The organism is Oerskovia gallyi (genome assembly GCF_014836745.1).
GTDB classification, from domain to species: domain Bacteria; phylum Actinomycetota; class Actinomycetes; order Actinomycetales; family Cellulomonadaceae; genus Oerskovia; species Oerskovia paurometabola.
Map to the genome: position 1 here is coordinate 68,179 of NZ_JACSQE010000008.1, position 13,085 is coordinate 81,263.

Below are 13,085 nucleotides of genomic sequence, written 5' to 3' on the forward strand. Positions count from 1 at the left end.
GCCTGCGGCGGATCTACGGCGGCGGGACGGGCGGCGCGCCCGCCCCCTCCCCCGTCCGGAGGAGAGGGAGGACGGACGACGCCGCGTCAGCCGAGCTGGAGCGCGTCGGCGATCGAGACGACGTCGGCGCTCACCCGGATCGGCGTCACGTCGGCGCCGTCCAGGGTCTTGAGCGCCCACTGCGGGTCCTTGAGGCCGTGGCCCGTGACCGTGACGACGATGCGCGCACCCGCGGGCACCAGACCACGCTCGGCGCGCGAGAGGATGCCCGCGACACCGGCCGCCGAGCCCGGCTCGACGAACACGCCGGCCTCGGCCGACAGGATGCGGTGCGCCGCGAGGATCTGCTCGTCGGTCACGGCCTCGATGACGCCACCCGACTCGTCGCGCGCGGCCTCGGCCTGCGCCCACGACGCGGGGTTGCCGATCCGGATCGCGGTCGCGATCGTCTCGGGGTGCGTGATGGGGTGGCCCGCGACGATCGGGGCCGAACCGGCGGCCTGGAAACCCCACATGATCGGGGTCCTCGTGGAGACCGCGGGCAGGTGCGCCCCCGGGGAGCCGGGGTCGCCGAGGCCTGCGTACTCGCGGAAGCCCCTCCAGTACGCCGTGATGTTGCCCGCGTTGCCGACGGGCAGGGCGTGGATGTCCGGGGCGTCGCCCAGCGCGTCGACGATCTCGAACGCACCGGTCTTCTGCCCCTCGATGCGGTCCGGGTTGACCGAGTTCACGAGCTCGACCGGGTAGGCCTCGGCGAGCTTGCGCGCCGCGACCAGGCAGTCGTCGAAGTTGCCGTCGACCTGGAGCAGCTTGGCGCCGTGCGCGATCGCCTGGCTCAGCTTGCCCATCGCGATCTTGCCGTCCGGGACCAGGACGGCGCAGACCATGCCGGCCTTGGTCGCGTACGCGGCGGCCGAGGCCGACGTGTTGCCCGTCGAGGCGCACACCACGGCCTGCGCCCCCCGGCCCGCGGCCGACGAGATCGCCGCGGTCATACCGCGGTCCTTGAAGGACGCGGTCGGGTTCATGCCCTCGACCTTGAGGAAGACCTGCGCCCCGGTGCGGGCCGAGAGCGCGGGCGCCTCGACGAGAGGCGTGCCGCCCTCGCCGAGCGTCACGATGCGCTCCTGCACGTGGGCGGGCAGGCGGTCGGCGTACTCGGCGATGATGCCTCGCCACTGGTGGGCCATCAGGCTCCCTCGACTCTCAGGACGGACGTGATCTCTCGGACGGGTTCGAGCACCGCGATCGCGTCGACCGTCGCGGCGAGCGCGGCCTCCGCTGCGGCGTGGGTCGTGATGACGAGGTGCGCGACGCCGGTCGACCCGTCGTCGGCGCCGTGCGTGTCGTCGGCCCCGGGCGCGGCGGCTTCCGAGGGCTGGCGCACGGCCTCGATCGAGACGCCCTTCGACGCCAGGACCTGGGCGACCTGGGCCAGGACGCCGGGGCGGTCGTCGACCGCGAGGCGCACCTGGTAGCGCGTGACCGCGGTGCTGGCCGGCAGGATCGGCAAGGCCGCGTAGGTGGACTCCTCGGGGCCCTTGCCGCCGAGCACGCGGTGGCGGGCGGCGGACACGACGTCGCCGAGCACGGCGGACGCGGTCGGTGCGCCGCCGGCGCCGCGGCCGTAGAACATGAGCTCGCCCGCCGCGTCGGCCTCGACGAAGACCGCGTTGAAGGCCCCGCGCACACCGGCCAGCGGGTGCGCGAGCGGCACGAGAGCAGGGTGCACGCGCACCGAGACCCCGTGCGATCCGTCGTCGCCCGTCACGGACTCCGCGATCGCGAGCAGCTTGATGACGTGACCGGTCTGCGCGGCCCACGCGACGTCGTCGGCGGTGATCCTCGTGATGCCCTCGCGTGCGACGTCCTCGAGCGAGACGCGTGTGTGGAACGCGAGGCTCGCGAGGATCGCGGCCTTGGCCGCGGCGTCGAAGCCCTCGACGTCGGCCGTGGGATCGGCCTCGGCGTAGCCCAGGTCCTGGGCCTGGCGCACGGCGTCGTCGAACGACATGCCCGTGCTCGCCATCTGGTCCAGCACGTAGTTCGTGGTGCCGTTGACGATGCCCAGGATCCGGCGCACGCTGTCGCCCGCGAGCGACTCGCGGACCGGGCGCACGATCGGGATCGCGCCCGCGACCGCGGCCTCGAAGTAGATGTCCACGCCCGCGGTGTCCGCGGCCTTGTAGAGCGTGGGGCCGTCCTCCGCGAGGAGCGCCTTGTTCGCGGTCACGACGGCGGCGCCCGCCTCGATCGCGCGCAGCAGCAGCGCGCGGGCCGGCTCGATGCCGCCCATGACCTCGATGACGATGTCGGCGCGCGACACGAGCGCCTCGGCGTCCTCCGTCAGGAGCGAGCGGTCGACCGACTCGGCGAGCGGCCGCGGGGCCGACGCGTCCCGCACGGCGATCCCCACGAGCTCGAGCGGCGCCCCGACGCGCGAGGCGAGGTCCGCACTCTGCTGCGTCAGCAGCCGGGCCACCTCGGACCCGACGACGCCGCACCCGAGCAGCGCGACGCGCAGCGGGCCTTGCTCCTGCTGGCTGGCTCCCACGAAGCTCCTCCTCCATCACCCGGCCCGCACGGTCAGCGGTGCCGTCGTTCTCGGGTCCCTGCCGGACGCGGTCGCGTCGGAGGTTTCCCCTGACCCTGGCGGACCGCGGCACCCCGTGCCCCGCATCCCGACCAGTCGGTCCGAGCATGTCGATCCTCGCCCGGTCGCCCGGATCCTGGGCGCTCGTCTCAGGATACGGGTGGGCAGGTGCCGGGCCACGAGGCGCCGCGCCGCACCGGCCCCGGCGACGTCAGCCCAGGTCGAGCGCGAGCAGGTCGTCCTCCGTCTCACGACGGACCAGGACCCTGGTCTCGCCGTCGGCCACGGCCACGACCGGGGGTCGGGGCACGTGGTTGTAGTTCGAGGCCATCGAGCGCCCGTAGGCGCCCGTCGCCGCGACGGCCAGCAGGTCGCCCGCCCGCACGTCGCCCGGCAGCAGCACGTCGTGGACCACGATGTCGCCGCTCTCGCAGTGCTTGCCGACCACCCGCGCGAGCACGGGCTCGGCGTCCGACAACCGGTTCGCGAGCTCGGCGTGGTAGTCCGCGCCGTACAGCGCCGGGCGGATGTTGTCGCTCATGCCGCCGTCGATCGAGACGTACGTGCGCACGATCGTGCTCTCCGCCTCGCCGCCCGGCCCGCTGACCCGCACGGGCTTGACCGTGCCGACCGTGTAGAGCGTCAGGCCCGCGGGCCCGACGATCGCGCGGCCCGGCTCGATCGAGAAGCGCGGCAGGGGCGTCCCGAGGTCCGCCGACGAGGCGGCCACCGACGCCGCGACGTCCTTCGCGATGCGGTCCGGGTCGAGCGCGACCTCGCCCGGCAGGTACGCGATGCCGTACCCGCCGCCCAGGTCCACCTCGGGCACGAGGAAGCCCGTGCGCCGCGCCAGGGCGGCCCGCAGCTCGAGGACCTTGCGCGCCGCGACCTCGAACCCCGACGGGTCGAGGATCTGCGAACCGATGTGCGAGTGGATGCCCAGCAGCTCGAGCTCGGGGTGCGAGAGCACCGTGAGGAGCGCGACCATGGCGGGGCTGTCCTCGCCCTCCGTGGGCGTCGCGAGCGACAGACCGAACTTCTGGTCCTCGTGCGCGGTCGAGATGTACTCGTGCCCGCCCGCGTGCACACCCGTGGTCACACGGATCATGACCGGGGCCGGAGCCCCACCGCGTGCCCGGGCCGCCGCGGCCACGCGCTCGACCTCGACGAGCGAGTCCACGATGACCCGGCCCACGCCCGCCTCGAGCGCGCGCGCGATCTCCCGGTCCGACTTGTTGTTGCCGTGCAGGCCGATGTGCTCGCCGGGGACGCCCGCGCGCAGCGCGACCGCGAGCTCGCCGCCCGTCGCGGTGTCGATCCGCAGGCCCTCGTCGTGGAGCCAGCGCGCGACCGCGACCGACAGGAACGCCTTGCCCGCGTAGTAGACGTCGACGCCCGCACCGACCTCGGCGAACGCCGCCTCGAACGCACGACGGTAGGACCGCGCACGCTCGCGCAGGTCGGCCTCGTCCAGGACGTAGGCCGGCGTGCCCTGGGCGTCCGCGAGCTCGCGCACGTCGACGCCGCCGACCGTCACCGCGCCGTCAGGCCCACGGCGCACGCCGCTCGACCACGGCTCGCCCGGCACGTAGGTGCCGGTCGGCGAGAAGGCGGGCGGCGTCGTCGGTCCTGCCGACGCGCTCACATGCGCTCCGGCGCGGACACGCCCAGCAGGCCGAGGCCGTTGGCGAGGACCTGACGCGTCGCGTCGTTGAGCCACAGGCGCGTGCGGTGCACGTCCGTGACCTCCTCGTCGCCCAGCGGCGTCACGCGGCACTCGTGGTACCAGGAGTGGTAGTCGCCCGCGAGCGCCTCGAGGTAGCGCGCGACGCGGTGCGGCTCGCGCAGCTCGGCCGCCTGGCCCACGACGCGGGGGAACTCGGTGAGCGCACCGAGCAGGATCGACTCGGTCTCGTGCGTCAGGAGCGACGGGTCGAACGCCTCGCTCCCGTCCTCACGGAACCGCGAGACACCGTGCGCCTCCGCGTTGCGCGCGACGTTCGCCGTGCGGGCGTGCGCGTACTGCACGTAGAAGACCGGGTTCTCGTTGGTCGCCCTGGAGAGCAGGTCGAGGTCCAGGTCGATGCTCGAGTCGGTCGAGGAACGCGCGAGCGAGTAGCGCGCGGCGTCCACGCCCACGGCGTCGACCAGGTCCTCGAGCGTCACGACCGTCCCGGCGCGCTTGGACATGCGGACCGGCTGGCCGTCCTTGACGAGGTTGACCATCTGCCCGATGAGGATCTGCAGGTTCTTGCCCGGCTCGTCGCCGAACGCCGCGCACACGGCCATCATGCGGCTCACGTACCCGTGGTGGTCCGCGCCGAGCATGATGATGACGTCGTCGAACCCGCGCTCGCGCTTGTCGAGGTAGTACGCGATGTCGCCCGCGATGTACGCGGCCTCGCCGTCCGACTTGATGATGACGCGGTCCTTGTCGTCACCGAAGTCGGTCGTGCGCAGCCACGTCGCGCCGTCGGCCTCGAACACGTGGCCGCCCTCGCGCAGGCGCTGGACCGCGCGCTCGACCGCGCCGGACTCGTGCAGCGAGTCCTCGTGGAAGTAGACGTCGAAGTCGACGCCGAAGTCGTGCAGCGCGGCGCGGATCTCGTCGAACATGCGCTCGACGCCGCGCGCCCGGAAGACCTCCTGGGCCTCGTCGTCGGGCAGCGTGCGCGGGTCCGGGTCGCCCGCGGCGACCGCGTCGGCGATGACGGCCTCCGCGATGTCCGAGATGTACTGGCCGCCGTAGCCGTCCTCGGGGGCGTCCTGGCCCTTGGCGCGTGCGAGCAGCGAGCGCGCGAAGCGGTCGATCTGCGCGCCGTGGTCGTTGAAGTAGTACTCGCGCTCGACCACGGCCCCCGAGGCCTGGAGCACACGGGCCAGCGAGTCGCCGACCGCGGCCCAGCGCACCCCACCGATGTGGATGGGGCCCGTGGGGTTCGCCGAGACGAACTCGAGGTTGATGCGCGTGCCGGCCTCGGAGTCGTTGTTCCCGTAGGTCGCGCCCTGCGTGATGATCGTGCGCGCGAGCTCGCCCGCGGCCGCCGCGTCGAGGGTGATGTTCAGGAAGCCCGGCCCGGCGATGTCCACCGACTTGACGCCCGGGTGCGCGGCCAGGCGCTGCGCGAGGTCCTCGGCCAGGACGCGCGGGGCGACGCCGGCCTTCTTCGCGAGCTGCAGGGCGACGTTCGTGGCCCAGTCGCCGTGCTCGCGCTGGCGGGGTCGCTCGACGTGGACCGACGTGGGGACCGCGTCGGCGGGCAGGGCGAGGGTGCCGTCGGCGACGGCGGAGGCCAGGGCAGCGCTGAGCGCTTCGGAGAGCTCGTTCGGGGTCACCCGACGATTCTAGCGAGCGACGCTAGCGCTTTGCGTCGCCGTCCGTCGGGGGCGCCGAGGGGCGTCCCCGCCGAGCACGCGGACCCCACGTGTCCTCGATCATGACGGGGCGGCAGCCCGCGACGGCGGCCAGCAGGATCACCACGAGCGTCACGAACAGGAAGACGAACGTGCTGGTCCACGTGCCGCTGCGGGCGTACAGGATGCCCGCGGTCAGGGGCCCCGCCCCCGCGACGAGATACCCCACGCCCTGCACGAACCCGGACAGCGCGACGGCCCCGGCCGACGTGCGGCTGCGCAGGTTGATGAGTGCCAGCCCGAGCGGGAACGTCGAGGCCCCCAGCCCCGCGAGCACGACCCACACCCAGATCGCAGGACCCGCCTGGCCACCCATCAGCCCGCCGTACCCGACCGCGAGCATCGCGACGAAGACCACCACGAGGGGGTACGGGTTGCGCATCCGGGCCGCGAGCAGCGGTGTGACGATCGACATGGGCATGCCGACGAACGCGTACAGCGCGAGGGCGCTCGCCGCGGTCGGCTCGGACATCCCGGCGTCGATCAGGACGTGCGGCAACCACGCGAACATGACGTACGTGTTGAGCGAGTTGAGGCCGAACATCCCCGCGATGCCCCACGCGAGCGGGCTGCGCCACGCACGCCCCTCGTGGCGGTGCCGCCCGTCGAGGCCTGCGGTGTGCTCGGGCGAGTGCTCGAGCACCGACGCGAGCTCGGCGCGGGCTCGGGCCGAGCGCGCGATCACCACGGTCCACGGCACGGCCGCGAGCAGCCCCACGAGCGCCCAGCCGCCCAGGGCGGGCCGCCAGCCCAGCGACGAGGCGATACCCACCACGAGCAGCGGCGGGATCGCGGTGCTCAGCGAGAGCGTCACGGTGTACGCCGCGGTCACGGCGCCGATCCGGTCGGGGAAGTACCGCTTGACGAGCGGCGGGAGCAGGACGTTGCCCATGCCCATGCCCGCGAGCGCCACCGCGGTCCACAGCAGGAAGGACGGGGCCGTGCTCGACAGCGACCGCAGGATCTCGCCGACCGAGCTGACGAGCAGCGCGGCGACGAGCGTCGGTTCGAGCCCGAACCTGCGCGAGAGGACGGGGACGAGCGATCCGAAGACCGCGAACGCGATCACCGGGACGGTCCCCAGGAGTCCCGCGAGCTGGTCGCTCAGGTCGATGTCGGTCCGGACCACGTCCAGGATCGGGGAGACCGAGGCGACCGCGATCCGCAGGTTGAACGCCGCGAGGACGATCCCGGCAAGGACGACGAACCGCCCGTGCCACGGGCGGAGGGCGTTGTCGGGGGTGCTGTCGGGGGTCGAGCTCGAGTCCTGGCGATCCACTCCAGGAGGGTACGCATCCGTCTCCCGAGGCACCCGTCCCGGAGGGCGTTCCGGCCTGGTGAGTCCGGTCACCCCGCTACCGCGCGGGCCGGTCGTCCCGGACGGCTCTCGGCAGGTGGGAGCACGAACCCGCCGGAGACTGGTAGTCTCGTGCACCGTGCCGGATGCTCGTCAGAGCGAACGCATGTTGCCCTCGTAGCTCAGTGGATAGAGCGTCTGCCTCCGGAGCAGAAGGTCGTAGGTTCGAGTCCTATCGAGGGCACCGCAGACAAGCCCCTGGACCCCTCGGTCCAGGGGCTTCGTCGTGCCCGCGACCTGTCCGTGTGGTCGGCGCCTCCCCCGCACCCGTGTAGCGTCCGCACTACTGGGCCACCGTGGTCTCGTTGACGGGACAAGCGTGACAACAGCATCGAACGACACCATCCTCGGCCTCCTCGGGACGTCGCGGAAGCCCGACGAGCGCCGGCTCCCCCTCCACCCCGACCACCTCGAGCGCATCGCCCCCGAGCTCCGGTCGCGGATCGTCGTCGAGCACGGCTACGGCGAGCGCTTCGGGGTGAGCGACGAGCAGATCGCGCCGTGGGTCCGCTCCCTGGGCACCCGCACCGAGGTCATCGCGGCCGCCGACGTGATCCTGCTGCCCAAGCCCCAGCTCGAGGACCTGCACGACCTGCGCCCCGGCCAGACCCTGTGGGGCTGGCCGCACTGCGTCCAGGACCGCGAGCTGACCCAGCTCGCGATCGACAAGCGGCTCACGCTCGTGGCCTTCGAGGCCATGCACCACTGGGCGTCCGACGGCGGGTTCGGCCTGCACGTCTTCCACAAGAACAACGAGATGGCGGGCTACTGCTCGGTGCTGCACGCGCTCGCGCTGTGCGGGTCGACGGGCGACTACGGCAGGCGTCTGACCGCCGTGGTCATCGGCTTCGGCGCCACGGCGCGCGGGGCGGTCACGGCCCTCAACGCGCACGGGGTCCACGACGTCCGCGTGCTCACCAACCGCCGGGTCGCGGCGGTCGCGGCACCGATCCACTCGGCGCAGATCGTGCAGTTCGACCACGACGACGCGCCGTACCTCAGCGAGGTCATCACCGACGAGGGCCGTCTGCCGCTCGCCCCGTTCCTCGCCGAGAGCGACATCGTCGTCAACTGCACGCTCCAGGACCCCAACGCGCCCCTGCTCTACCTGCGCACCTCCGACCTGGGGGCGTTCCGGCCGGGCAGCCTGATCGTCGACGTGTCGTGCGACGACGGCATGGCGTTCGACTGGGCGCGATCGACCACGTTCGCCGACCCTCTGGTCACGGTCGGGGAGAACATCAACTACTACGCGGTCGACCACAGCCCCTCGTACCTGTGGAACTCGGCGACGTGGGAGATCAGCTCGGCAGTCCTGCCGTTCCTCCCCGCGGTCATGGCCGGCCCGACGGGCTGGGAGGCGAACGAGACGGTCCGCCGCGCGATCGAGGTGCGCGACGGCGTCGTCCTCAACCCTGCCGTGCTCGAGTTCCAGCACCGCGAGGCCACGTACCCGCACCTCCCGCTCCCGGCCCAGCCGTGAGCGACCGCGTACGGTATGTCCTATGACGGACGGTGGTAACGGAGACTTCGAGTTCGAGCGTCGCTTCCTCGTGAAGGACGTCCCGGTCGACCTGCTCGACGCGCCCGCGCTCATCGTGCAGAGCTACTACCTGGCCGAGGACGGCTACGCGCTGCGGCTGCGCGCCCAGGCGAGCGCGACGGCCGCCGCGCTCAGCGGCAGCACCTCTCCTCTGAGCGTCCTGGACCGGTACGCGTTCGACTTCTGCGCGCTCACGGTCAAGGGACCCACGGTCGGGGGCACCCGGTACGAGGCCGAGCGGGAGATCGACGTCAACGTCGGGGTCGAGATGATCCGTCGTGGTGGCGGGCGCATCGTCAAGACCCGCTACTCGGCATGGCTCGGGGCGGACGGCTGGGTCATCGACGTGTTCGGCGGCGCCAACCACCCGCTCGTCGTCGCGGAGTGCGAACGCTCGGGCCCCGTCGTGGACCTCCAGATCCCGGCGTTCTGCGTCACCGAGATCACCGACGACCGCCGGTTCTCCAACGACTCGCTCTCGCACACCCCGTACTCGGCGTGGGCGGGGTCGTTCGCCGCCGAGCTCGCGGTCTCCGGGCCACGGTTCCGGCAGGACTTCGGGCACAACGCCCACCTGCCCGGGGAGTAGCCCGGGCAGGGGCGCGCCCGGCGGGACCGGGCGCGCCCCGCTCAGGCCCCGTCGCCCACGAGGCGCGGGCCGTCCACGGGGCGCGGGCCGTCCACGGGGCGCGGGCCGTCCACGACGTCACGGTCTCCTCCGACGGGGGCGATCCCCAGGCTGCGCGCGTAGTAGACCCACGGGAACCATGTCCCGATCCGCTCCCACCCGTCGGCCTCGAGCCCGAACCGGCTCGCCCCCAGGACGTACACGCGCGCGTGCTCCCACTGCGTCGTGGTGCGCACGAGCCGGTGGAAGCCCGCTCCGAACCCCGTCGAGCGCCACCCCTTGCGCCCGTACGCCTCGAGCGCCGGCATCTCGGTCACGGCCGTGACGGGCGCCAGGATCCGGGTGTCGCCGACCTCCGCGCCCCCGACGAGGTCCTGGACCGTCCCCGGCGCGGCCGCCCCGACGGGTCGCCCGAAGCGCTGCTGCGCGGCCTGCCGCGAGATCCCCAGGGTCGTGCCGATCGCCTCCCAGCTGTGCCCTGCCGAGCGCGCCGACGACACGGCCGTCGCGAGGAGCGACTCGGCCGAGGTGCTCGCGCGCGCCGTGAGGGCGACGAGCTCGAGGTGCGCACCGGGGTCCGTCGTGATGCGGTCGCCGATGCCCGGGTCCGCGGCGGTCACGGCCTCGGCGAGCAGGTCGTCGAGCGTCCGGTCGTCGTCGCGGGGTTCGAGGCTGCCCCAGACGGGTGCCCCGCTCACGGTTCGCGACTCTCGTCGATGACCGACGCCGGAGCGCCGGTCGCGACGGCGGGCTGGTCGGTGAAGGGAGATCTTCGGGTAGCCATGCGTCAACCCTGGCTTGACACGGGTGCTCTGTCAAGAGGTGGTTGACGACCCGGTGCGGTGCGTATCCCGGGGGGGCAACACGCCGTCGGACGTCCCTCCCGCGCCGTCCCGACCGACCCGACGGAGAATGCAGGGCATGGACGAGGCCGTCGTACTCCTGTTCATCACCGGTGCGCTGGCCGTCACGGCCGTCGCCCGGCACTGGGACCTGCCCGCTCCCCTCCTGCTCGTCACCGTGGGCCTGGGCGTCTCGCTGATCCCCGTCGTCCCGCACATCGAGCTGAGTCCCGAGGTCCTGCTGGGCATCATCCTGCCGCCGCTGCTCTTCTCGGCCGCCAACGGCAGCTCCTACCAGGACTTCCGCACGTCTCTCCATGCGATCGTGCGCCTCGGGGTCGGGCTCGTGATCGTCACCGCCCTGGCGGTCGCCTGGGTCGCGACGCTCCTGCTCCCCGACCTGCCGTTCGCCGCGGCGCTCGTGCTGGGCGCCGTCGTCGCTCCACCCGACGCAGTCTCCGCGGCCGCGGTCGGCCGACGGCTCGGGCTGCCCCGCCGGGTCATGACCCTGCTCGGAGGCGAGAGCCTCATCAACGACGCGACCTCCCTCACGCTGTACAAGGTCGCCCTCGCCGGCGTCGCGACGGGTGCCTGGGTGTGGACCGAGGGCATCGGGGTCTTCACGCTCGCCGTCGTGGTCGGCGTGGGCGTCGGGCTCGTCATGGGCATCGGGATGCATGCCGCCCGCCTGCGGCTCGCCGACCCCCTCCTGACGAGCGTCGCCGGGATCATCCTCCCCTTCGCGGCCTACTGGATCGCCGAGGAGCTCAGCGGGTCGGGGGTGCTGGCCGTGGTCGCCGCAGGCCTCTACCTGGGCCACACGGCCCCGACCGCGGGCTACGAGACACGACTCGTCGAGGAACCGCTGTGGGACAGCCTCGACCTGCTGCTCGAGGCCATCACGTTCGCGCTCATCGGGCTCCAGCTCAAGTCCGTCGTCGAGACCGTCGTGGACTCCGACGAAGGGCTCAGGACGGCGGTCTGGGTGTCGCTCGCAGCCCTCGCCACGACCATGGCGATCAGGCCCGTCTACGTCTTCGCGACCTCCTGGCTCGACCGTGTGCACCTGCCCGGGTCGAGACGCGCGCGCGGCGACCGGCTCGACTGGCGCGAGTCCCTCGTCGTCTCGTCCGCAGGCATGCGCGGTGTCGTCACGCTCGCCGCCGCGGCCGCGATCCCCGCGACGCTCGGCGGCGAGGAGTTCCCCGGCCGGGCCACGATCCAGCTCGCGGCCTTCACGGTCGCGATCGGCACGCTCCTCCTGCAGGGCGTGACGCTGCCCTGGGTCATCCGGGCGCTCGGCGTCGGCGGAGAGGACGAGGCCGCGAGCGACGCCGCCGAGGAGGCACGGGTCCGCCGGCTCATGGCCGAGGCGCAGGCCGAGGCCATCGCGCACGCCACGAAGGAGTGGGCACCCGTGATCGGGGAGGAGAAGGCCGAGGCCACCCGAGCGGCGATGTCCGCCGCGATCGTCGGTCGCGCCCAGGCCGCGGCCCGTCTCCTGTCCCCCGAGTCCGAGGCCGAGGAACCGGTCGAGCAGGCCCCCGTCCGGGCCCGCCCCACGGGCGGACGCGCCTTCCCCGTCGCCCGGCCCGGCGACCGGTCGGAGGACCTTCGGCGGCTCAACGCGCTGCGCGCCGACATGAACAGGGCTCAGCGACAGGTGCTGGTCGACGAGCGCGACGCGGGACGCCTCAACGAGGCCGTGATGCGCAGGATCCTGCGCGAGCTGGACATCGAGGCCGAGGCGCTGGCCGAGTCCTGGGTCAACCGGATCTGACGGGACCCGTCAGAGAAGGCCACCGTGCTCGACGACACCCTCGGTGAACTCGAAGTGCCACGGTTCGTAGGCGCCGCCACCGCCACGCTTGGCCCACGACGGGTTGGCCCAGCCGTACAGGCCGCCGTTCTTGTTGATCCACGAGTAGACCTCGCGGTTCCCCGTCTCGCTCGAGCACAGGTCGATCGCGAGGCCCCAGCCGTGGAACGAGGTCCCCGGCTTGGCGGCGAACGCCCCGCGCGACCCCTTGAGGGAGACCTGCGAGGCGATCGTCCGGTAGCTCGAGACCAGGCACATGTCACGGCCGAACGTCGACCGGAAGGCCTCGTTCATGGCCGACAGCGCCACCGCCGCGTCCGGACGCAACGACTCGCCCGGCTGCCACAGGTCGCACAGCTCGTGGCCCGTGAGCTTGCCGTTGGCGCTCGTGACCTTGACCGTCGGGTCGCAGTCGGGCAGCGGGGCACGTTCGACCGAACGGCTCGCGGCCTGGGTCCGGCCGTCGATCTTCGGAGCCGACGCGACGTACTCCGACGTGGCCTCGGCCGCGGTCGGGTTGTTCACGAGGTCAAGCGCGCTTGGGCCGGTCGGCCTGCCGTCCGGCCCGAAGGGGGCCGCCGGGCCGTCCTGCGCACCGGCCGAGAGCGGCATGGCGATGGTAGCGACCGCGAGCGTCCCGAGGACCGCCATGCGAGGGGCCCAGCGCTGATGAGAGGGGATCTCCGCCCGACGACGTCCCTTGTGCCCGGTCTCCGCCTCGCGCCGAGCGCGCCGGGAGTCGGAGGACTGGGACGTCGACATCGACTCCACCGGACCTCCGCTCGAAGAACCACCCGGACACCTCACGGTGGCCAGGGCGGCACTGACGACATGAACGCCGCACCTCGCAGAAGGGATGAGCCTCCTGTACCGGAGGAACCGTGCGAGA

General features: G+C 73.0%; 10 protein-coding genes and 1 tRNA gene. 4 read left to right on the forward strand and 7 right to left on the reverse strand.

Annotated features, from left to right (window positions below):
* Positions 1-86: 86 nt before the first annotated feature.
* The 5 genes from thrC to H9640_RS11275 all read right to left on the reverse strand — a co-directional run bounded on the left by thrC (position 87) and on the right by H9640_RS11275 (position 7,286).
* Positions 87-1,190 carry a threonine synthase gene (gene thrC / locus H9640_RS11255; protein WP_191790802.1) on the reverse strand — a complete coding sequence of 368 codons (1,104 nt, stop codon included), beginning with the start codon at positions 1,188-1,190 and terminating at the stop codon, positions 87-89.
* On the reverse strand, positions 1,190-2,554 hold the full coding sequence (locus H9640_RS11260; RefSeq protein ID WP_191790803.1) for a homoserine dehydrogenase: 1,365 nt from the start codon (positions 2,552-2,554) through the stop codon (positions 1,190-1,192). Before H9640_RS11260 ends, thrC begins: the two co-directional genes overlap by 1 nt.
* Positions 2,555-2,804: 250 nt before the next feature.
* Entirely contained in the window at positions 2,805-4,238 is a 1,434-nt protein-coding gene (gene lysA, locus H9640_RS11265; protein ID WP_400274685.1) for a diaminopimelate decarboxylase, read from the reverse strand.
* Entirely contained in the window at positions 4,235-5,929 is a 1,695-nt protein-coding gene (argS, locus tag H9640_RS11270; RefSeq protein WP_191790804.1) for an arginine--tRNA ligase, read from the reverse strand. The genes lysA and argS overlap by 4 nt, the downstream gene beginning before the upstream one ends.
* Positions 5,930-5,951: 22 nt before the next feature.
* The gene (locus H9640_RS11275; RefSeq protein ID WP_191790805.1) at positions 5,952-7,286 is read right to left on the reverse strand and encodes a CynX/NimT family MFS transporter; all 1,335 of its coding nucleotides are present in this window, start codon (positions 7,284-7,286) and stop codon (positions 5,952-5,954) included.
* A gap of 189 nt (positions 7,287-7,475) precedes the next feature.
* Here H9640_RS11275 and H9640_RS11280 point away from each other — a divergent pair.
* From H9640_RS11280 to H9640_RS11290, 3 genes are all read left to right on the forward strand, one after another.
* A tRNA-Arg gene (locus H9640_RS11280) sits at positions 7,476-7,548 on the forward strand.
* Positions 7,549-7,683: 135 nt separating this feature from the next.
* Positions 7,684-8,847, forward strand: a complete 1,164-nt coding sequence (locus H9640_RS11285) for a N(5)-(carboxyethyl)ornithine synthase (protein WP_191790806.1) — start codon at positions 7,684-7,686, stop codon at positions 8,845-8,847.
* A 22-nt stretch (positions 8,848-8,869) separates the two neighbouring features.
* Positions 8,870-9,496, forward strand: coding sequence for a CYTH domain-containing protein (locus H9640_RS11290; RefSeq protein ID WP_138823500.1), 627 nt, complete (start codon positions 8,870-8,872; stop codon positions 9,494-9,496).
* Positions 9,497-9,537: 41 nt separating this feature from the next.
* Here H9640_RS11290 and H9640_RS11295 read toward each other — a convergent pair whose 3' ends face one another.
* A complete protein-coding gene (locus H9640_RS11295; RefSeq protein ID WP_318243745.1) occupies positions 9,538-10,233 on the reverse strand; it encodes a hypothetical protein in 696 nt (231 codons plus the stop codon).
* A 223-nt stretch (positions 10,234-10,456) separates the two neighbouring features.
* Here H9640_RS11295 and H9640_RS11300 point away from each other — a divergent pair, with 223 nt between their 5' ends.
* Positions 10,457-12,157, forward strand: coding sequence for a cation:proton antiporter (locus H9640_RS11300; RefSeq protein WP_191790807.1), 1,701 nt, complete (start codon positions 10,457-10,459; stop codon positions 12,155-12,157).
* 9 nt (positions 12,158-12,166) lie between these two features.
* Here H9640_RS11300 and H9640_RS11305 read toward each other — a convergent pair whose 3' ends face one another.
* Positions 12,167-12,958, reverse strand: a complete 792-nt coding sequence (locus tag H9640_RS11305; protein WP_191790808.1) for a M15 family metallopeptidase — start codon at positions 12,956-12,958, stop codon at positions 12,167-12,169.
* Positions 12,959-13,085 lie beyond the last annotated feature (127 nt).

Excerpts from the sequence above, each read along its gene's own strand:
- thrC (WP_191790802.1), bottom strand. The coding sequence starts at position 1,190 with ATGGCCCACCAGTGGCGAGGCATCATCGCCGAGTACGCCGACCGCCTG.
- H9640_RS11290 (WP_138823500.1), top strand. The coding sequence starts at position 8,870 with ATGACGGACGGTGGTAACGGAGACTTCGAGTTCGAGCGTCGCTTCCTC.
- H9640_RS11300 (WP_191790807.1), top strand. The coding sequence starts at position 10,457 with ATGGACGAGGCCGTCGTACTCCTGTTCATCACCGGTGCGCTGGCCGTC.
- H9640_RS11305 (WP_191790808.1), bottom strand. The coding sequence starts at position 12,958 with ATGTCGACGTCCCAGTCCTCCGACTCCCGGCGCGCTCGGCGCGAGGCG.